The following is a 17,970-nucleotide window of genomic DNA, read 5'->3' as shown; positions in this document are numbered from 1 at the left end:
GGAGGCTGGAACAAGGCCGTTCCGATCAGATCAGATCGGCCAGCGCACGAACGACGCCAAGACCCACCATCGCCACCAGAAGCATACCCCCGGCGATGGCGACCATGGCGGCTGTCCGGCTTAGCCCGGCATTTGCCCCATCGAGCACCTCCGGGACGATCTGGCCGTAATTCTCGCGCTGCCAGGGCGCCGTGACCGTGTAGGTCATGGCATCCGAGAGAGCGAGGCTTGCCGCCGGTTCGTCCTGAGCCCTGACTGATGCATCGGGCAGCACTTCCGGAACCTGAGGAATCTTATCTGGTATTGGATTACAGGGTGCGTCCTGATCCAGCAGATATTGCCTGTAGGTCCGCGCCAGTTCGGCGCGCGGCGGAGAGCCGGCTCGGATACGCACGCCCTCGATCCGCTGGTTCACGGCGCTTTCGGAGATGCCCAGTTCCCAGGCGATTTCCTTGCTGGTCCGATTTTCGGATACGAATCGCAGCACTTCATGCTGCTTGGGGGTCAGTCCGGGGAAGACATGCTGAAGCCCTGCGCCCTGCACGCGATTCGCTCCATGCTCGTTGAGATTTCTGTCCGCCATACTTTGCCAGCGACCCACCCGGCTCCGCCTTAAAACTAACCAACGATACTACGCAGCCGCAATCATAAACATAGTTAGTCAATATTTTACCATAAAAACATCGGGTTCCGAGGTAACAACGCGAAAAGGCCCGGCAACCGCCGGTGCGGTTGCCGGGCCTTTTCGCGGCCTCTCCGTCAAGTGGAGCTTATTCCTCTCCCATGCGCAGCGCGGCAATGAAGGCTTCCTGCGGAATCTGGACGTTGCCATATTCGCGCATGCGCTTCTTGCCTTCCTTCTGCTTGTCGAGGAGCTTCTTCTTGCGGCTGATGTCGCCGCCATAGCACTTGGCCGTAACGTCCTTGCGCATGGCGCTTATCGTCTCGCGCGCGATGACCTTGGCGCCTATCGCGGCCTGGATCGGCACCTTGAACATATGACGGGGGATCAGTTCCTTCAGCCGCTCGACCAGCGCGCGCCCGCGCGGCTCGGCCTGACTGCGGTGAACGATCATCGACAGCGCATCGACCGGCTCGTTGTTGACGAGGATGTTCATCATCACGAGGTCACCCTCCTGAAGCCCGGTCTGCTCGTAGTCGAAGCTGGCGTAGCCGCGGCTGATCGACTTGAGGCGGTCGTAGAAGTCAAACACAACTTCGTTCAGCGGCAGGTCGTAGGTCACCTGCGCACGGCCGCCGACGTAGGTGAGGTCCTTCTGGATGCCGCGGCGATCCTGGCACAGCTTGAGGATCGAGCCGAGGTATTCGTCAGGCGTGTAGATCACCGCCTTGATCCACGGCTCCTCCATGAAGTCGATCTTCACGGGATCGGGCATGTCGGAGGGGTTGTGCAGTTCCTTGATCGAACCGTCGGTCATCGTCAGGCGATAGACCACCGAAGGCGCCGTGGTGATGAGATCGAGGTCGTATTCGCGGCTCAGACGCTCCTGGATGATCTCCAGGTGCAGCAGGCCAAGGAAGCCGCAGCGGAAGCCGAAGCCCAGCGCCGCGCTCGATTCCATCTCGAAGCTGAACGAAGCATCGTTGAGGCGCAGCTTGCCGATCGATTCGCGCAGCTTCTCGAAGTCGTTGGCATCGACCGGGAACAGGCCGCAGAACACCACGGGCTGCACTTCCTTGTAGCCCGGCAGCGCCTGCGTGGCGCCCCCCTTCACCGTGGTGATGGTGTCGCCGACCTTGGCCTGTTCGACTTCCTTGATCTGCGCGGTGATGAAGCCGATCTCGCCCGGACCCAATTCGGGAAGGTCAATGCGCTTGGGCGTGAAGCAGCCGACGCGATCGACGAGGTGGTCGGTGCCGCCCTGCATGAACTTGACCGGCAGGCCCTTCTTGATGACACCGTCGATGACGCGGACCAGAATGACGACGCCGAGGTACGGGTCGTACCACGAATCGACCAGCATCGCCTTCAGCGGCTTGTCGCGCTCGCCCTTGGGCGGCGGGATCTTCTTGACGACGGCTTCGAGCACTTCGGCGATGCCGATGCCCGACTTGGCGCTGGCCATGACCGCCTCGGAAGCGTCGATGCCGATCACTTCCTCGATCTCGTTGCGCACCTTCTCCGGCTCGGCTGCGGGCAGGTCGATCTTGTTGATGACCGGCACGATCTCGTGGTTGTGCTCGATCGACTGGTAGACGTTGGCCAGCGTCTGCGCTTCCACGCCCTGCGCGGCGTCCACCACCAGAAGTGCGCCTTCGCAGGCGGCAAGGCTGCGGCTGACTTCGTAAGCGAAATCGACGTGGCCCGGCGTGTCCATGAGGTTCAGCTCATAGGTCAGGCCATCGGAGGCGGTGTAGTTCAGGCGCACGGTCTGCGCCTTGATCGTGATGCCGCGTTCTTTCTCGATGTCCATGTTGTCGAGCACCTGCGCGCTCATCTCGCGCTCGGACAGGCCGCCGGTGGTCTGGATCAGACGGTCGGCGAGCGTCGACTTGCCGTGGTCGATATGGGCAATGATGCTGAAGTTACGGATCTGCGCGAGTTCGGTCATGGAAGCGCCGTTAGAGCATTTTACGCCGGTGTGAAATCACCTCCGGGGCGGGAAAATGCGAAAAAGTGCGCAAGGCGTCACGCTGTACGGCGTAGCGGTGCCGTCTCCGACTTCTCGCGCCTCGGCCGGACCGGCGTGAACAGGACCGCGCCATTGCCGTCGAGTTCCAGCGGCTGCCCGAACTCGAGCCCCATGCGGTCCTCCTTGCACCAGCGCGAGGTCGCCATGACGACATAGTCATCCGCCAGATGCACACCGAATGTCGTTCCCACCGGCACGTTCCACAGGCCCTCGATCATCGCGCCGTGCTGCGAGATGTTGCGAATGGTGCCTTCGTAACTGTGCGGTCCATGTTCCAGCGCGACCTTGCGCAGCATCGTCTGCCGCGTCGCGCGGGCCGAACGCGGGCCTTTCGCCACGGCTATGAGGCCGTCGGCCAGTTGCGCCAGAACGCTCTGTGCATTGAGTGGTCGCTCGTAGATGTAGCCCTGCACGTGACTGCAGCCCAGCATGCGCACGAGGTCCAGTTCGTCCAGCGTTTCGACGCCTTCCGCAGTCGTCTCCATGCCGAGCGCCTCGGCAAGGTTGACGATCGAGGAGATGATCGCCCCGTTGCGGCTGCCCTGGATGGTGGCGCCCCGCACGAAGCTCTGGTCGATCTTGATCTTGTCGAACGGCGCCTTCTTCAGATAGCCGAGCGAGGAATAGCCCGTCCCGAAGTCGTCGAGCGCCAGCCGCACGCCGAGGTTCTTGAGCGCGGAGAACATTGCCTCGGTGGTCCTGTCGTCGCCGAGGAACACGCTCTCGGTGATCTCCAATTCCAGGCGCCCGGGCGAGACGCCTGCAGCGGCGATCGCGCTGGTGACGATGGCCGGCAGTGCGGGGTTGGCGAACTGCAGCGGCGAGACGTTGACCGCGACGCGCACCTCTTCCGGCCACTTTGCAAGATCGGCGCAGGCGGTGCGCAAGGCCCACTCGCCGATCTGCGCGACGAGGCCGGTCTCCTCGGCCACCGGCACGAACTTGGCCGGCGAGATATAGCCGTGCACCGGATGGTTCCAGCGCAGCAGCGCCTCGAAACCGGTGATCTTCTCGCTCGTGGTGCGCACTTGCGGCTGATAATGCAGTTCGAGAGACCCGCTGGCGATGGCGTCGCGCAAGTCCTGCTCAAGCTGTTGGCGCTCCTTGGCGTCGGAGTGCAGGTCCTCATCGTAGAAGTGATGCCGCCCGCGTCCGCCGCCCTTGGCCGCGTAAAGCGCGAGGTCCGCGTTGCGGATGAGTGCATCCGAGGTCATGCCGTCATCGGGGCACAGTGCGATGCCGACCGAGGCGCCGATGGTCACCCGCGCACCTTCGATGGTGTAGGGCTGCGACAGGTTCTCGATAATGCGGCGCGCCAGATGAGCCAGACCCTCGCGGTTCTGCGCGCCGTGGAGGATCACCTGGAACTCGTCGCCACCGAGGCGCCCGACGCGGCCGCGATCGCCCACGGTATTGCTCAGTCGTTCGGCGACCTGCTTGAGCAAGGCGTCGCCCGCCGGGTGCCCCATGGTGTCGTTGACCGCCTTGAAGCGGTCGAGGTCGAGCAGGAATACCGCACAGGCGCGGGTCTCTATGCGCGGGCTGGTCAGGATCTTCTCCAGCCACTCCGACATCTGGAAGCGGTTGGCCAGCTTGGTGAGCGAATCGAACCGGGCTAGCTGCGTGACGTGTGCCTGCGAGCGACGCTTTTCGGTCAGATCCGTGCCCGACCCACGGAAGCCCATGAAATTGTTGAACTGGTCGAGCACGGGGCGACCGGAGATCGACCACCAGCGCTCGTCCTTCTCGCCCGTCGCAGCACGCACGCCCAGGTCCTGGAACGAGGAGCGCGTGTTGAGATGGAACACCAGTGTGCGCTCCCCCTCCTGCCCCGCAGCTTCCAGCATGAACATGCCGGTGAAGGGCTTACCCTCCATCTCGGACACGGTGCTGCCCAACAAGGCGGCGATGCTCCGGGTCACATACGTGATCTTGCCCTGACGGTCGGTCTCCCAGAACCAGCCTTGCCCGGTCTGCTCGTACTCATGAAGCAATTGTTCGGCGCGGCGCTGCTCGCGCTCGCGCTCTGCATGGCGATTCGATTGCGACGACGCGGTACGCGCCTGCCGGATCGCCATGAGCAGGCCGATCACCGTGCCTACCGTCAGCAGTGTGAACGAGGCCATCGAGCCAGCGTGGAGCGAGCCGCCCCCCCATAGCCCTATCGTCGCGGCAATGATCGAGGTCAGTCGATTCTCCAGCAACGCCGTCGCCATCAACACGACGATGACGAAGATATTGACCGTCACCTCCCAGCCAAGGTGCGGGTGCAGGTTCGTCCAGCGCGCCGCTCCGAAGCCGAACAGCATCATCGGCAGCAGGATCGCGACGAACAGCAGCGGATAGCGCTGCCATCCATTGTGAACCACCCTGCGCTCCATGCGCGCATAGATCGAAGCAGGCAGGCACAGCGCCATGCCGAGGGCCATGCACAGGCCTGCCACCATGTCCGGCAATGTCCCGGATATAAGGCCCATCAGTAGCGCACTGACAAGCAGCGCCGGCCCCATCAGGACCCAGCGGCGACACGTGAAATAATGGAGGCAGTCTCCGGCATCGGGCCGCCCGCTCCATCGGGCGAACCCCGCGAAGGGGGAGGACGCAGCGGGTGCGGCATTGCCGTGCGAATCGTTCTTCGCCTCCTGCGCTGCGGGCAGAAGCCCTCGCTCGGCGCCCGAATGCGCCGCCTGTCGTTCGCCACGCAGACCCGGTTTCTTCATGCCCGCAACCATGCCTTTGCCGCCGTTGCGAAACCGTTAAGCGAGACGACCGCAATCGATCGGGCAACGATCCGGAATCCGAAGCATTTCACTTGATACCGCTTCGTCGCCGTGCTTGCTTCCATTCAACCGGCCGGCAACGAAGTCGGCCAGATACGGGAGACATAGCCATGCGGCACATCGCCATCGTCGGATCCGGCCCGGCGGGCTACTACACCGCCGAAGCCGCACTCAAGCAGTGGGGCGACGAGGTGCACGTCGATATATTCGACACTTTGCCCGTGCCCTTCGGTCTGATCCGCACCGGCGTCGCGCCCGACCATCAATCGATCAAGGCGGTCGCCCGTCGCTATGAAAACACGGCGCTCACCCGCAACGTCCGATTCGTCGGCAACGTGATGCTCGGCCGCGACGTGACGGTCGCCGAATTGCAGGACCTTTACGACGCCGTGGTCCTGGCCACCGGCGCGCCGCACGATCGCAAGCTCGGCCTCCCCGGTGAGCAATTGCCGGGCGTCTTCGGCTCCGCCGCGTTCGTCGGCTGGTACAACGGCCATCCGCAGTTTACCGGACTCGACCCGCAACTGGACCACGACACCGCCGTCATCGTCGGCAACGGCAATGTCGCGCTCGACGTGGCGCGTATCCTCGCCAAGTCGGAGGCGGAGTTCGCGGGGTCTGACATCGTCGCCCATGCCCTCGCCGCCCTGCACAATTCGGCGGTGCGGCGCATCGTGATCCTCGGGCGACGCGGACCGCACCAGATCGCGATGACACCCAAGGAACTGGGCGAACTCGCCAAGCTGGAACGTGCGCACCCCGTAGTGGATCCCGCCGACCTGCCTCCGCTGGAAGCCGACGCGGGCCTCGATACGGGGCTTCGCAAATCCCTCGGTCTGCTGCGCGCCTTCGCGACCAACCAGAACCCGCGCGCCGATGACGTCACGGTCGAATTCGACTTCTTCGCTGCCCCGAAGGCCATCCTCGGCGACACCCATGTCGAAGCGGTGGAAGTGGAACGCACCCGCCTGGAGAACGGCAAGGCCATCGGCACGGGAGAAACCTATCGCATCCCTGCCGGGATCGTCGTCGCCTGCATCGGCTATCAGACTTCGCCGATCCCCGACGTGCCCTATGACGAGCAGGGCGGCCGTTTCGCCAACATCGAAGGCCGCATCGCCCCCGGTCTCTACTGTGTGGGCTGGGCAAGGCGCGGGCCGACCGGGACGATCGGCACCAACCGCCCGGACGGATTTGCCATCGTCGAGAAGATCGCGGCGGACATGAAGGGCGATTCCGGCAAACCAGGCCGCCCTGGCTTCGATGCCCTCGCGGAACAGCGCGGCATCCAGGTCGTCAAGTTCACCGACTGGCAGAAGATCGACGAAGCCGAAGTCGCCGCTGCCCGCGATGGCGCCCCGCGCGAGAAGTTCGTCGAACTGGAAAAGATGATCGAGGCCACCGGACGGGCCTGAACCCTTAGCCATGACAAAGAAAAAGGGCCGGAGCTTTCGCCCCGGCCCTTTTCTTTGCCTGCCGTGAAGGTCAGACGCGCATCGGCATCAGCACGTAGAGCGCGGGGCTCTTGTCGTCCTGACGGATCAGCGTCGGCGCGGCCGCATCGGCAAGGTGGAGTTCCACCGTGTCGCCGTCGATCTGACCGAGGATGTCCTTGAGGTAATTGGCGTTGAAGCCAATCTCGAAGCCTTCAGCGGCGTACTGCGCGGGCACTTCCTCGGCCGCCGTGCCATTGTCGGGCGAGGTGACCGACAGGGTGATCCGGTCGCTGTCCAGCGCCATCTTCACCGCGCGGGTCTTCTCGGTGGCGATGGTCGCCACGCGGTCCACGCCCTGGAAGAAGCTCTTGGGATCGACCTTGAGCAGCTTGTCGTTCCCCGTCGGGATGACGCGGGTGTAGTCCGGGAAGGTGCCGTCGATCAGCTTGCTGGTCAGCACCACACCGTGCTCGCCGCCCAGCGTGAAGCGGATCTTGCTGGCCGACAGGTCGACGAGGACGTTGGTGTCCAGCGCCTCTTCGAGCAGCTTGCGCAGTTCGCCTACGCATTTGCGCGGCACGATCACGTCGGGCATGCCTTCCGAGCCGTCCGGACGGGCGATGGTGAAGCGCGCCAGACGGTGACCGTCAGTGGCGGCGGCCTTCAGTTCCTCGTCGCTGACGTGCAGGAAGATACCGTTGAGGTAGTAGCGCGTCTCTTCGGTCGAGATCGCGAAGCGGGTGCGGTCGATCAGCTGAGCCAGGGTGGCGGCGGGCACCTCGAAGCTGGTCGGCAGTTCGCCTTCCGCGATCATCGGGAAGTCGTCGCGCGGCAGCGTCGGCAGCTGGAAGCGGCTGCGACCGGCCTTCACGACCATGCGGTTGTCCGCCGAATCGAGGCTGACTTGGCTGCCCTCGGGCAGCTTGCGCGCGATGTCGAACAGCAGATGCGCCGAGACGGTGATCGCACCGGCCTGCTCCACCGAAACCGCGCTCAGCGTTTCCACGACCTGCAGGTCGAGGTCGGTCGCCATGATCTTGAGCGCACCGCCGGCGGCGGCCTCGATCAGCACGTTCGAGAGGATCGGAATGGTATTGCGGCGCTCGACGACCGACTGCACGTGGGAAAGGCAGCGCAGCAGCGTGGAACGTTCGATAGTGGCCTTCATGACAGCCTCAAGTCCCCCTTGGTCGGGCACGGGATAAGGATATCCCTTAAATTCGGACGACTATCTCTAACGGGAGTCGGGGCAGCGGCAAGCTGGAAGTGGCCGAAATACGGCGAATCTGGGGATAAATCGGGGGTTTGCGGCCCAATCGATCCCGCTAGTTGCCATATAGACGTCATTGCGAGCGAAGCGAAGCAACCCAGGGCAGCATTGGGCTGCCCTGGGTTGCTTCGCTTCGCTCGCAATGACGAATGAGGTTGCGGCGAGGAGACAAGGCCCCTCCCCGGCCTCATATCACACCATCACCATGCCGCCGTTGACGTGCAGGGTCTGGCCGGTGACGTAGCCCGCTTCCTTGCTGGCAAGGTACACGGCGGCGGCAGCGATCTCGTCGCCCTCGCCCATGCGGCCGATCGGGATGCGGGCGTTGAGCGCGTCCTTCTGCGCGTCGGGCAGCACGTCGGTCATCGGCGTGCGGATGAAGCCCGGTGCGATGCAGTTCACCGTCACGCCGCGGCTGGCGATTTCCTGCGCGAGGCTCTTGGACATCGCGGTGATGCCACCCTTGGCCGCGCAGTAGTTCATCTGGCCGGGGTTGCCGGTAGTGCCGACCACCGAGGTCACGTTGATGATGCGGCCATAGCGCGCCTTCATCATCGGCTTGGTCACGGCGCGCATCAGGCGGAAGGTCGATTCGAGGTTGATGCGGATCACCTGATCCCACTCCTCGTCCTTCATGCGCATCGCGAGGTTGTCGCGCGTGATGCCGGCGTTGTTGACGAGAATGTCGATCTTGCCCAGCGACTCGAGCGCGGCGGGGACCAGCTTCTCGACCTGCTCGGCATCGCCCAGGTTGCAGGCGATGGAGACGTGGTCGACTTCCTGCAGATGCTGCGGGGTGTGCTCGTCGAGTTCTTCGCGGAAGGCGCGCAGCTTGTCGGCATTAGAGCCCGAAATTGCGAGGCGCGCACCTTGCGCCGCCAGAGCGCGGGCCACGGCCGAACCGATCCCGCCGCTTGCGCCGGTCACCAGGGCAGTCATTCCGTTGAGGTTGAACATGGCAAAACTCCTAGATCGCCATCCCGGCGATGCTTAATCAGACGGCGCATGGCCCCGGGTCAAGCCCGGGGCCATGCGGAAAATCAGAGGCTCTTGGCCAGCTCCTCGATCTCAGCCATCGAGATCGCGGCCACGACGTCCACCTCGCCCGCCGAGCGCTTGATCATCGGGCCGACGACCTTGCCGCCGATCTCGACGAAGCGCTCCACGCCCGCCGCGTGCATCGCGATGGCGCTCTCGCGCCAGCGGACACGGCCGGTGACCTGCTCCACCAGCAGACGCTGGACTTCGGCCGGGTCAGTCACCACCGCCGCTGTCACGTTGGCGAACAGCGCGACGCGCAGCGCGCCCGGAGGGGTCGCGGCGAGCGCCTCGGCCATGGCGTCGGCGGCGGGCTGCATCAGCGGGCAGTGGAACGGTGCCGAGACCGGCAGCGCGATGCCGCGCTTGATGCCGTGATCCTTGACCAGCGCGATGGCGCGCTCGATTGCTTCCTTGTGGCCCGAGATCACGACCTGCGTGGGGTCATTGTCGTTGGCGACGGTGCAGACCTGACCCTCGGCCGCCGCTTCGGCGAGCGCAGTGGCCTTCTCGATGTCGGCGCCCAGCAGCGCGGCCATGGCGCCCACGCCGACCGGCACGGCGGCCTGCATCGACTGGCCGCGCAGCTTCAGCAGGCGCGCGGTGTCGGCAAGGCTGAAGGCCCCTGCGGCGCAGAGCGCGGTGTACTCACCCAGCGAGTGACCGGCGACGAAGTCCGCCTTGTCGGCGAGGCTGATGCCGCCTTCCTTCTCCAGCACGCGCAGCACCGCGATGGCGTTCGCCATGATCGCAGGCTGGGCGTTCTCGGTGAGGGTGAGCTGGTCCTCGGGGCCTTCGCTCATGATGCGGAACAGGTTTTGGCCGAGAGCTTCGTCGACCTCCTGGAAGACCTCGCGCGCGACGGCGCTGGCCTGTGCGAGTTCGGCGCCCATGCCGACCTTCTGGCTACCCTGTCCGGGGAAAACGAATGCACGCATCTGCGACCGCTCCTTGGCTTGCACGGCGGGCGGGGAGCCTCTCGCCGATTGCGAATCGATTGTGGCGCGGCGGGTTATTGACCTTGGCCGCTCAGGGCAAGCCCTGAGACACGCACGTCACCCGAAAGCGATGTCCTGGGTAACGCCCTTCGAGAAGTCGCCCGCTTTGCGCCGCACGTATTCGTAGAAGCCCTTGAGGTTGTCGGTCGGCTCGTACAATTCGAGCATGTGCCCGTAAGTCGCTATCGTATCGAGGAAAACGTAACGGAACCCGTTGGTCATCTGCGCGTCTAGCGCCAGCGTAGCCCCTCGCCCGGTGAAGTCGGCGACGGCTGCATCCAGATTATCGACGAACAAGGCTACGTGATGCAGTCCCTCCCTCCCCGAGCCTTCCGGATAGAGGTCATGAAAGGCCGAAGGGCCGGGATTGTTCTGCTGGCAGAACTCGATCATCACTTCGCCCCACTGGCCGTAGGCGCTGGAGTGATCGAGTTCGCGCTCCACCCCGCGATGGACGGCGCGGGTCAGCGCGATATGGTCGGCCACGTAGTAAGGCCCGGAGCCGAAGGCCGCGGAATGTGCCTGCGCAGCGGCACGCACATCCGGCACGAAGTAGGCGATCTGGCGGATCGGCAAGGGCGCCATCAATCTCTCCCGTTCTGTTTGAGCTGGAGAGTGGCGTCTTCGTCAGCCGAAGGGAACTATCTTATTTGCGGCATCGTGACCGATGTCCGCCACGCCGAGGAAAGCGATCGCGTGGCGTTCGCACCAGTAGCGCGCGATCTGCTCGGCATCGGTGCCGAAGGGGCGGTCGTTCTCCGGCACGTCGCTGACGCGGCCGAGGCGAAGGCCCGCGATGCCGCCGAGATGCGCGGTCGCGTGGAAGAACAGGCGGTCGACGGCGTAGAGATATTCGGAGACTTCCTCCACCATGACCACGTGGTTGGCGAGCCCCGGCATCAGCCGCGTGCCACCAAGCATGGCCAGCGTCATCAGGTTGAAGGCGGCGACGGCGTGGCGCTCGCCGCCAAGCGAGGGTTCGAGGCCCTGCTTGTCACCCGCGAGGTAGGCGAGCGCACGGCGCACCGCATCGGCGCCACCTGCGCGCCGAATGTCCGCCAGCATGGGGCCGTGGACGGGCTTGCCGATCCGCTCGCGATAGAGCCCGCCAAGCAGATAGCCTGCGTCCGAATAGCCGAGGTAGGTCTTGCCGACCGCCGCATGACCCATCTGCTCCAGCGCGGCCTCCGCAATCCGGCACGCACCGTAGCCGCCCCGCGCGAACCACACGGCATCGACGGATGGATCGTTGGCGCACTCCAGCAGAGCACCGAGGCGTTGTTCGTCAGTTCCGGCGAAGTGCCCCTCCTGCGCGAAGCATTGCTCGTGAACGACGAGTTCCACGCCGGGAAACTCGGCAGCGGCGAGCGCGCGGACGGCCTCGGCATCCTCGCGGGTGATCGGGGTGGACGGTGCGCAGACGGCGATACGTGTCATGCCATGCATTCCTATCGAGGTTGTCACGGCGGGCAAGGCCGCATACGGCTTGCGGTCTATGACCGACCTGCCAACACCCTCCAGCGACCTCACTACTCACCCCTGGTTCTTCTGCGGCATCGGCGGCTCCGGCATGCTGCCGCTGGCGCTGATCCTCAAGGGCCACGGCGCGAGCATCGGCGGCTCGGACCGCAGCCGCGACCAGGGCCGGACGCCCGAGAAGTTCGCCTGGCTCGAATCGCTGGGCTTCGAACTGTTCCCGCAGGACGGCAGCGGCGTGATCTCGGCCGAGCAGACGCTGGTGGCCTCGGCTGCGGTGGAGGACACTGTGCCCGAAGTGGTACGGGCGACGCAGCTCGGGTGCCCCCGGATGAGCCGCGCGCAACTGCTGGCGACACTGTTCAATGCCGCGCCCTTCGGCGTGGCCATTGGCGGCACCTCGGGCAAATCGACCGTCACCGGCATGACCGGCTGGATCATGACCGCGGCAGGTCGCGATCCGACGATCATGAACGGCGCGGTGATGAAGAACTTCGTCAGCCCCGATGCGCCCTTTGCCAGTGCCCGCGTCGGACAGGGTGATGCCTTCGTGTCAGAGGTGGACGAAAGCGACGGCTCGATCGCGCTCTATCGCCCCAAGGTGGCGGTGCTGGGCAACGTCAGCCTCGATCACAAGAGCCTCGAGGAACTGCGCGAGTTGTTCGGCGACTTCCTCGCCCGCGCCGAAGTATCGGCGATCAACCTCGACGATGCGGAAACCGCCACGCTGGCCCATCGGGCGCGCTCGCTGGTGACCTTCGGGATCACTTCGCCCGAAGCCCAGATCGCCGCGATAGACGTGGTCGAGGGGCCGACTTCGCTGTCCGCCACGATCCTCGACAGGCGCGACGGCACCGAGCATGCGCTGACGCTGAAGGTGCCCGGCCGCCACAACCTCTACAATGCGCTCGCCGCGATCGCTGCCGCCAATGCCGCCGGCGTGCCCGTTGCCGAGGCGGTGGCCGCGCTCGGCAGCTTCGCGGGGCTGGCGCGGCGCTTCGACGTGGTCGGCACCTCGCCCTCGAGGATCGCGGTGATCGACGACTTCGGGCACAACCCGGACAAGGTCTCGGCGACGCTCTCGACGCTCAAGGTGCATCCGGGCCGCGTCATCGCGTTCTTCCAGCCGCACGGTTATGGCCCTTTACGCCAGATGGGTGCCGAACTGGCCGAAGTCATCGCAAGGCTGCTGGGGCCGGACGACCTGACGATCCTCTGCGACCCGGTCTACTTCGGCGGCACCGTGGATCGCAGCGAAGGCTCCGAACGCATTGTCCGGCTGATCGAAAGCCACGGCGGCAAGGCGGAATACGTGCCCAGCCGCGCCGACTGCGGGAAGCGGATCGCCGAAATCGCGCAGGCAGGCGACCGCGTGGTCATCATGGGCGCGCGGGACGATACGCTGACGGTGTTCGCGAAGGATGTTCTGGCCGCCCTGCCCTGACGTCGTCCCGGACTCGATCCGGGATCGGTGGCGGTCTTCAGGCGAGGGCTATCGGCAGGGCGCCCCGCTTCGATCCGGGCTGTCCACGGCCAGCGGTGCCGGATCAAGTCCGGGACGACGCCGCCTTCAAACTCCGCCTCAGTGTCCCTTGCCGCGCGCCTTGGCGACGAAGTGCACCACCACCGCTACCACCGCGCCCAGCACCAGCCCGACCACTGCCGAAGCCACAGCGTAGCCCAGCCAGCCGAACACCGGCCCCAGCGGCCCGGTCGCCTCGGCCAGCGCATGCTCGACGCTATGCGCGACGTGTGCGGGCGCGGGCAGGCCCAGTTCCTCCAGCCCGTGGAGGATAATCCCGCCGCCGACCCACAGCATCGCCACCGTGCCGACGCTGCCCAGAACCTTGAGCACGATCGGCATGGCCTTCAGCAGCCCGCGCCCCAGCGCCTGCGCGCTCGCGCCCGGCTTCTTGGTCAGGTGCAGGCCGACGTCGTCCATCTTCACGATCAGCGCCACCGCGCCGTAGACGCCGATGGTGATGAGCACGCCCACCACCGCCAGCGCCACGGCGCGGGCGATGAAGCTGGAATCCTCCACTTGCGACAGCGCGATCGCCATGATCTCGGCCGAGAGGATCAGGTCGGTGCGGATCGCCCCGGCAACGCGGGTCTTCTCGAAAGTGGCGACATCGCTCACCGGATCGTCCAGCGTCTCGCCGTGCTTCTCGCCGCCGAGCTTCTCCAGCACCTTCTCGGCGCCCTCGAACGCGAGGTAGAGGCCGCCCGCCATCAGGATCGGGGTGATCGCCATCGGCAGGAAGGCGCTCAGCAGCAGCGCCACCGGCAGCAGTATCACCAGCTTGTTGAACAGCGAGCCCTTGGTGATCTTCCAGATGATCGGCAGTTCGCGATCGGGCGTAAAGCCGGTGACGTAGCCCGGCGTCACCGCCGCATCGTCGATCACCACGCCCGCCGCCTTGGTGCCGGCCTTGGCCACCCCCGCCGCCACGTCGTCCATGGAGGCGGCAGCGGCACGAGCGATGACCGCAACGTCGTCAAGCAGGGCGACAAGGCCGGAAGGCATTCTATTTCCTTTTGTTTGCAAGTGCGAACGAAGCCGCTGCATGCGGGGTAATCAGCCTGTGATCAAGCGAAAGCGAAACGGACTTAAATCCTGCGCGCACCCGCCGTTCTTCTGGACATGTGAAGAGCGCTCCACTTCCGGGGCCGCTCGAAAGGCTTACCGGGGTTCAACACATGTCAGTCATCAACACCAACATCAGCGCGATCCGCGCCTCGAACGCATCGAATTCGGCCAACAAGGCTCTCGGCACCGCGATGGAGCGCCTGTCGACCGGCAAGCGCATCAACTCGGCCAAGGACGATGCGGCGGGCCTCGCGATCTCGACCTCGATGACCTCGCAGATCCGCGGCATGAGCCAGGGCATCCGCAACGCCAACGACGGCATCTCGCTGGCCCAGACCGCCGAAGGCACGCTGTCGGAAGTCGGCAACATGCTGCAGCGCGTGCGCGAACTGGCGATCCAGTCGGCATCGGGCACCTACCAGACCTCGGACCGCGCGGCGATGCAGCAGGAAGTCACCGCGCTCACCACGCAGATCAACGACAGCTTCACGCAGGCCAAGTTCAACGGCAACACGCTGATCTCGACCACCGCAGGCGCTGACCTGACCTTCAACATCCAGACCGGCTCGCAGGGCGGCCAGCAGGTCGTGCTGACCTCCAAGGCGATCGACGGCACCAAGGTCTCGGCGACTGCCCTCGACGTGACCGATGCGACCAAGGCGGCGACCACGCTTACCAACGTCGATGCGGCGCTATCGGACGTCAACGCCACCCGCGCTTCGCTCGGTGCCGGCCAGAACCGCCTCGAATCGGCGATCAACAACCTGACCAACACCACCACCAATCTGTCGGACGCCCGCAGCCGCATCGAGGACGCCGATTACTCGGCCGAAACCACCGCGATGGCCAAGGCGCAAATCCTCAGCCAGGCATCCACCGCGATGCTGGCGCAGGCCAACCAGAGCCAGCAGAACGTCCTCTCGCTGCTGCGCTGATCCAACGCTTGCACTGCCTTCCTCCCCCGGAAGGTCCGGAAGCCCGGCGGTCGTTTCCCCCGACCGTCGGGCGTTTCCGTGTCTGCACAAGGTGACAGGTTTACACGGTTGACACGGTCCAGAGGGCAAAGGTGTCACCTTAGGCCGGAAAGTGTCACCTTGCGGGCGCAAGGTGACACATTTTGCACGAGATGTGTCACCTTGCGACCGGCAGGTGTCAACTTGTGGTGTAACATTATGGGGGGCGGAGCGGTTCGACCGGGCATTGGCGCAAGGTATCGGACCGGGCGGGGTGTAGGAAAGCGGGCGTTCGGTTTGCCCAAATCCCGCCATACTCCATGTGCTACGTGGGCAGGCATGAACTATATCATGCTGGCCATTGCCATTCTCACCGAAGTGTTCGCCACGACTGCGATGAAACAGTCCGAAGGCTTCACCCGCCTGCCTTGGGCGGCAGCGACCATCCTCGGCTATGCCGTCGCATTCTATTGCCTGTCGCTGACGCTGCGCACGATCCCGACCGGCGTTGCCTATGCCATCTGGTCCGGGGCGGGGATCGTTCTCATTTCAGCTGCGGCGTGGGTCTTCCAGGGCCAGAAACTGGATACCGCCGCCGTGATCGGCATGGCCCTTATCATCAGCGGTGTCGTCGTCATGAACACCTTTTCCTCGGCCTCCGCGCACTGACGGGCATGCCGGGCGGCGGCCGTCCTCATCAGAACTCGACGTCGAGTTCTTCCATTTCTTCCGGCTCGGCCTTTGCAGCCGCGATCCATTCGCGCATCGGGTCCCATTCGGCGATGGTCCGGCAATAGGCCTCGCACGGCTCCGGCAACGCCACCGCGTAGCTGACGAAGCGCGTCGTCACCGGGGCATACATCGCGTCCGCCACGGTCGGCTGCGCCCCGAACAGGAACGGGCCGCCGTAACGATCGAGGCACTCGAGCCAAATCGCCTCGATGCGCTCGATGTCCGGACGCGCGCCGGAGAACACAGGGAACTTCGCATGGCGCACCTTCAGGTTCATCGGCAGCGCCGAGCGCAAATTGGTGAAGCCCGAGTGGATCTCCCCCGAGATCGAGCGGCAATGCGCCCGTGCGATCGGGTCTTCCGGAAGCATCTGCGCGCCGGGGAACTGCTCGTTGAGGAACTCGGCGATCGCCAGAGTGTCCCACACGCTCGCTCCCTGCCACGTCAGGCGCGGCACCAGCACCGAGGGCGAGAGCAGCAGCAGTTCCGCGCGGTTGGCGGCATCGTTGGCGACCATCTTCTCGGTCACCTCCAGCCCGGCAAGGCGGCACAGCAGCCAGCCGCGCAGCGACCACGCCGAATAGGTCTTGCTGGAGATCGTCAGCGTTGCACCGGAATCGACCATGACCTGCCCCTTCATTCAGCTTGCTTAACGTTATGATGCAGCGCAGCATGATTGTACAACCGTTTGCGTGCACACTCGCCGAATCGCGAGGTGCCTGAGGGATATTGCGGATGCTCTATGACGCCTACCAGGCTTATTGCGACGTCCTGACCCCGGCGCGCCTGACCGCACGCGCGGCGACCGGTTTTCGCGACAAGTTCCTGGGCGGGGCGAAGACGATGCCGATGGCGCGCCGCCTGTTCGCTCTGGCCGAGACGTTCGACAAATCGACGATCACCCACAAGCGCCCGCCTTACGACATCGATGAAGTGCTCTGCGGCAATACCATGACGCCGGTGGTCGAGGACGTGGCGCTGGCCCTGCCCTTCGGCGATCTGCTCCACTTCGCCAAGCCGGAGGTGACCACGCCGCAACCCAAAGTGCTGGTGGTGGCGCCGCTTTCGGGCCACTTCGCCACGCTTCTGCGCAATACGGTCGCGACGCTGCTGCGCGACCACGACGTCTACATCACCGACTGGAAGAACGCGCGCGACGTGCCGCTTTCCGCAGGCAAGTTCGGGCTGGACGAATACATCGACTACGTCATTCGCTTCCTGCAGGAGATCGGCGATCCGGCGGCAAGGCGCGGCGCCAACGTGCTGGCGGTGTGCCAGCCTTGCGTGCCGGTACTGGCGGCCGTGGCGCTGATGGCACAGGACGACGACCCGTGCCAGCCGCGCACCATGTCGCTGCTTGGCGGGCCGGTGGACGTACGCGAATCCCCCACGGTGGTGAACGAGCTTGCCAATGCGCAGAGCTACGACTGGTTCGAGAACAACCTCATCCACACCGTTCCGTGGCGCTACAAGGGCGGTGGACGCAAGGTCTATCCGGGGTTCATCCAGCTCACCGCGTTCATGTCGATGAACATGGGGCGGCACAATGCGCAGTTCCGCAAGCTCTACCAGCACCTCGCCGACCTGGAGATGGACGAAGCGGCGAAGATCGAGGACTTCTACGACGAGTACCTCGCGGTGCTGGACATGACGGCGGAGTTCTACCTCGAAACCATCGACCGGGTGTTCCAGCAGGCGCAGCTGGCGAAGGGCGAACTGGTGCACCGCAGCCGCCGGGTGGACTGCGCGGCGATCCGCAAGACCGCGCTGCTCACCGTCGAGGGCGAGCGCGACGACATCTGCGCGGTGGGCCAGACGGCGGCGGCGCACCTGCTGTGTACCAGCCTGAGGCCCCACCTGAGGCGGCACCACCTGCAGCCGGGCGTGGGGCATTACGGCGTGTTCTCGGGCTCGAAGTGGGAGCGCGAGGTCTATCCGCAAGTGCGAGCCATGATCCTGGCGATGGCCTGATAGCCAAATCCTCCCTGTTGCGAAGCAATGGGGAGGTGGCAGCCCGCAGGGCTGACGGAGGGGGCGTCAGCT

General features: G+C 65.1%; 15 protein-coding genes. 5 read left to right on the top strand and 10 right to left on the bottom strand.

What is annotated here, in order from left to right; translation table 11 throughout:
* Nucleotides 1–25: 25 nt before the first annotated feature.
* The 3 genes from HWN72_RS05350 to HWN72_RS05340 form a co-directional block, all read right to left on the bottom strand.
* Entirely contained in the window at nt 26–583 is a 558-nt protein-coding gene (locus HWN72_RS05350; protein ID WP_069707551.1) for a LuxR C-terminal-related transcriptional regulator, read from the bottom strand.
* Nucleotides 584–770: 187 nt separating this feature from the next.
* On the bottom strand, nt 771–2,573 hold the full coding sequence (lepA, locus tag HWN72_RS05345) for a translation elongation factor 4 (RefSeq protein ID WP_069707550.1): 1,803 nt from the start codon (nt 2,571–2,573) through the stop codon (nt 771–773).
* A gap of 77 nt (nt 2,574–2,650) precedes the next feature.
* Nucleotides 2,651–5,374, bottom strand: coding sequence for an EAL domain-containing protein (locus tag HWN72_RS05340; RefSeq protein WP_231958130.1), 2,724 nt, complete (start codon nt 5,372–5,374; stop codon nt 2,651–2,653).
* A gap of 170 nt (nt 5,375–5,544) precedes the next feature.
* Here HWN72_RS05340 and HWN72_RS05335 point away from each other — a divergent pair, with 170 nt between their 5' ends.
* Nucleotides 5,545–6,849 (top strand): FAD-dependent oxidoreductase, encoded by a 1,305-nt coding sequence (locus tag HWN72_RS05335; RefSeq protein ID WP_069707548.1) that lies wholly within the window; start codon nt 5,545–5,547, stop codon nt 6,847–6,849.
* A 70-nt stretch (nt 6,850–6,919) separates the two neighbouring features.
* On the opposite strand, the gene dnaN is transcribed toward HWN72_RS05335, so the two are convergent.
* The 5 genes from dnaN to HWN72_RS05310 all read right to left on the bottom strand — a co-directional run bounded on the left by dnaN (nt 6,920) and on the right by HWN72_RS05310 (nt 11,613).
* Nucleotides 6,920–8,038, bottom strand: coding sequence for a DNA polymerase III subunit beta (gene dnaN / locus HWN72_RS05330; RefSeq protein ID WP_008830966.1), 1,119 nt, complete (start codon nt 8,036–8,038; stop codon nt 6,920–6,922).
* Nucleotides 8,039–8,332: 294 nt separating this feature from the next.
* The gene (fabG, locus tag HWN72_RS05325; RefSeq protein WP_008830968.1) at nt 8,333–9,097 is read right to left on the bottom strand and encodes a 3-oxoacyl-[acyl-carrier-protein] reductase; all 765 of its coding nucleotides are present in this window, start codon (nt 9,095–9,097) and stop codon (nt 8,333–8,335) included.
* A gap of 83 nt (nt 9,098–9,180) precedes the next feature.
* Nucleotides 9,181–10,116 (bottom strand): ACP S-malonyltransferase, encoded by a 936-nt coding sequence (gene fabD / locus HWN72_RS05320; RefSeq protein ID WP_036523317.1) that lies wholly within the window; start codon nt 10,114–10,116, stop codon nt 9,181–9,183.
* 117 nt (nt 10,117–10,233) lie between these two features.
* Nucleotides 10,234–10,761, bottom strand: a complete 528-nt coding sequence (locus HWN72_RS05315; protein WP_069707547.1) for a VOC family protein — start codon at nt 10,759–10,761, stop codon at nt 10,234–10,236.
* A 42-nt stretch (nt 10,762–10,803) separates the two neighbouring features.
* A complete protein-coding gene (locus HWN72_RS05310; protein ID WP_036523314.1) occupies nt 10,804–11,613 on the bottom strand; it encodes an LD-carboxypeptidase in 810 nt (269 codons plus the stop codon).
* Nucleotides 11,614–11,671: 58 nt separating this feature from the next.
* Between HWN72_RS05310 and HWN72_RS05305 the strand changes: the two genes are divergently transcribed.
* Entirely contained in the window at nt 11,672–13,096 is a 1,425-nt protein-coding gene (locus HWN72_RS05305) for a glutamate ligase domain-containing protein (protein ID WP_211149955.1), read from the top strand.
* Between the two features lie 138 nt (nt 13,097–13,234).
* On the opposite strand, the gene HWN72_RS05300 is transcribed toward HWN72_RS05305, so the two are convergent.
* The gene (locus tag HWN72_RS05300; RefSeq protein WP_211149954.1) at nt 13,235–14,179 is read right to left on the bottom strand and encodes a DUF808 domain-containing protein; all 945 of its coding nucleotides are present in this window, start codon (nt 14,177–14,179) and stop codon (nt 13,235–13,237) included.
* 173 nt (nt 14,180–14,352) lie between these two features.
* Between HWN72_RS05300 and HWN72_RS05295 the strand changes: the two genes are divergently transcribed.
* Both HWN72_RS05295 and HWN72_RS05290 read left to right on the top strand, forming a co-directional pair.
* Nucleotides 14,353–15,177, top strand: a complete 825-nt coding sequence (locus HWN72_RS05295) for a flagellin (protein ID WP_069707544.1) — start codon at nt 14,353–14,355, stop codon at nt 15,175–15,177.
* Between the two features lie 357 nt (nt 15,178–15,534).
* Nucleotides 15,535–15,864 carry a multidrug efflux SMR transporter gene (locus HWN72_RS05290; RefSeq protein WP_069707543.1) on the top strand — a complete coding sequence of 110 codons (330 nt, stop codon included), beginning with the start codon at nt 15,535–15,537 and terminating at the stop codon, nt 15,862–15,864.
* 28 nt (nt 15,865–15,892) lie between these two features.
* Here the strand turns inward: HWN72_RS05290 and HWN72_RS05285 are convergent, their stop codons facing one another.
* Nucleotides 15,893–16,552: a glutathione S-transferase gene (locus tag HWN72_RS05285; RefSeq protein ID WP_069709116.1), complete on the bottom strand. Its 660-nt coding sequence runs from the start codon at nt 16,550–16,552 to the stop codon at nt 15,893–15,895.
* 110 nt (nt 16,553–16,662) lie between these two features.
* Between HWN72_RS05285 and HWN72_RS05280 the strand changes: the two genes are divergently transcribed.
* Entirely contained in the window at nt 16,663–17,898 is a 1,236-nt protein-coding gene (locus HWN72_RS05280) for a polyhydroxyalkanoate depolymerase (RefSeq protein WP_211149953.1), read from the top strand.
* The last annotated feature ends 72 nt before the right edge of the window (nt 17,899–17,970 follow it).

Origin of the sequence: Novosphingobium sp. HR1a, assembly GCF_015594425.1 — a bacterium.
Taxonomy (GTDB): Bacteria; Pseudomonadota; Alphaproteobacteria; order Sphingomonadales; family Sphingomonadaceae; genus Novosphingobium; species Novosphingobium resinovorum_A.
The sequence above is the reverse complement of the archived record's forward strand: the minus strand, read 5'-3'. Positions and strand labels throughout refer to the sequence as shown.

Coding starts and splice junctions, on each gene's coding strand:
- HWN72_RS05310 (WP_036523314.1), bottom strand. CDS start 11,613: ATGACACGTATCGCCGTCTGCGCACCGTCCACCCCGATCACCCGCGAG.
- HWN72_RS05340 (WP_231958130.1), bottom strand. CDS start 5,374: ATGAAGAAACCGGGTCTGCGTGGCGAACGACAGGCGGCGCATTCGGGC.
- fabD (WP_036523317.1), bottom strand. CDS start 10,116: ATGCGTGCATTCGTTTTCCCCGGACAGGGTAGCCAGAAGGTCGGCATG.
- HWN72_RS05350 (WP_069707551.1), bottom strand. CDS start 583: ATGGCGGACAGAAATCTCAACGAGCATGGAGCGAATCGCGTGCAGGGC.
- fabG (WP_008830968.1), bottom strand. CDS start 9,097: ATGTTCAACCTCAACGGAATGACTGCCCTGGTGACCGGCGCAAGCGGC.
- HWN72_RS05290 (WP_069707543.1), top strand. CDS start 15,535: ATGAACTATATCATGCTGGCCATTGCCATTCTCACCGAAGTGTTCGCC.
- HWN72_RS05295 (WP_069707544.1), top strand. CDS start 14,353: ATGTCAGTCATCAACACCAACATCAGCGCGATCCGCGCCTCGAACGCA.
- HWN72_RS05335 (WP_069707548.1), top strand. CDS start 5,545: ATGCGGCACATCGCCATCGTCGGATCCGGCCCGGCGGGCTACTACACC.
- HWN72_RS05280 (WP_211149953.1), top strand. CDS start 16,663: ATGCTCTATGACGCCTACCAGGCTTATTGCGACGTCCTGACCCCGGCG.
- dnaN (WP_008830966.1), bottom strand. CDS start 8,038: ATGAAGGCCACTATCGAACGTTCCACGCTGCTGCGCTGCCTTTCCCAC.
- HWN72_RS05305 (WP_211149955.1), top strand. CDS start 11,672: ATGACCGACCTGCCAACACCCTCCAGCGACCTCACTACTCACCCCTGG.
- HWN72_RS05300 (WP_211149954.1), bottom strand. CDS start 14,179: ATGCCTTCCGGCCTTGTCGCCCTGCTTGACGACGTTGCGGTCATCGCT.
- HWN72_RS05285 (WP_069709116.1), bottom strand. CDS start 16,552: ATGGTCGATTCCGGTGCAACGCTGACGATCTCCAGCAAGACCTATTCG.
- lepA (WP_069707550.1), bottom strand. CDS start 2,573: ATGACCGAACTCGCGCAGATCCGTAACTTCAGCATCATTGCCCATATC.
- HWN72_RS05315 (WP_069707547.1), bottom strand. CDS start 10,761: ATGGCGCCCTTGCCGATCCGCCAGATCGCCTACTTCGTGCCGGATGTG.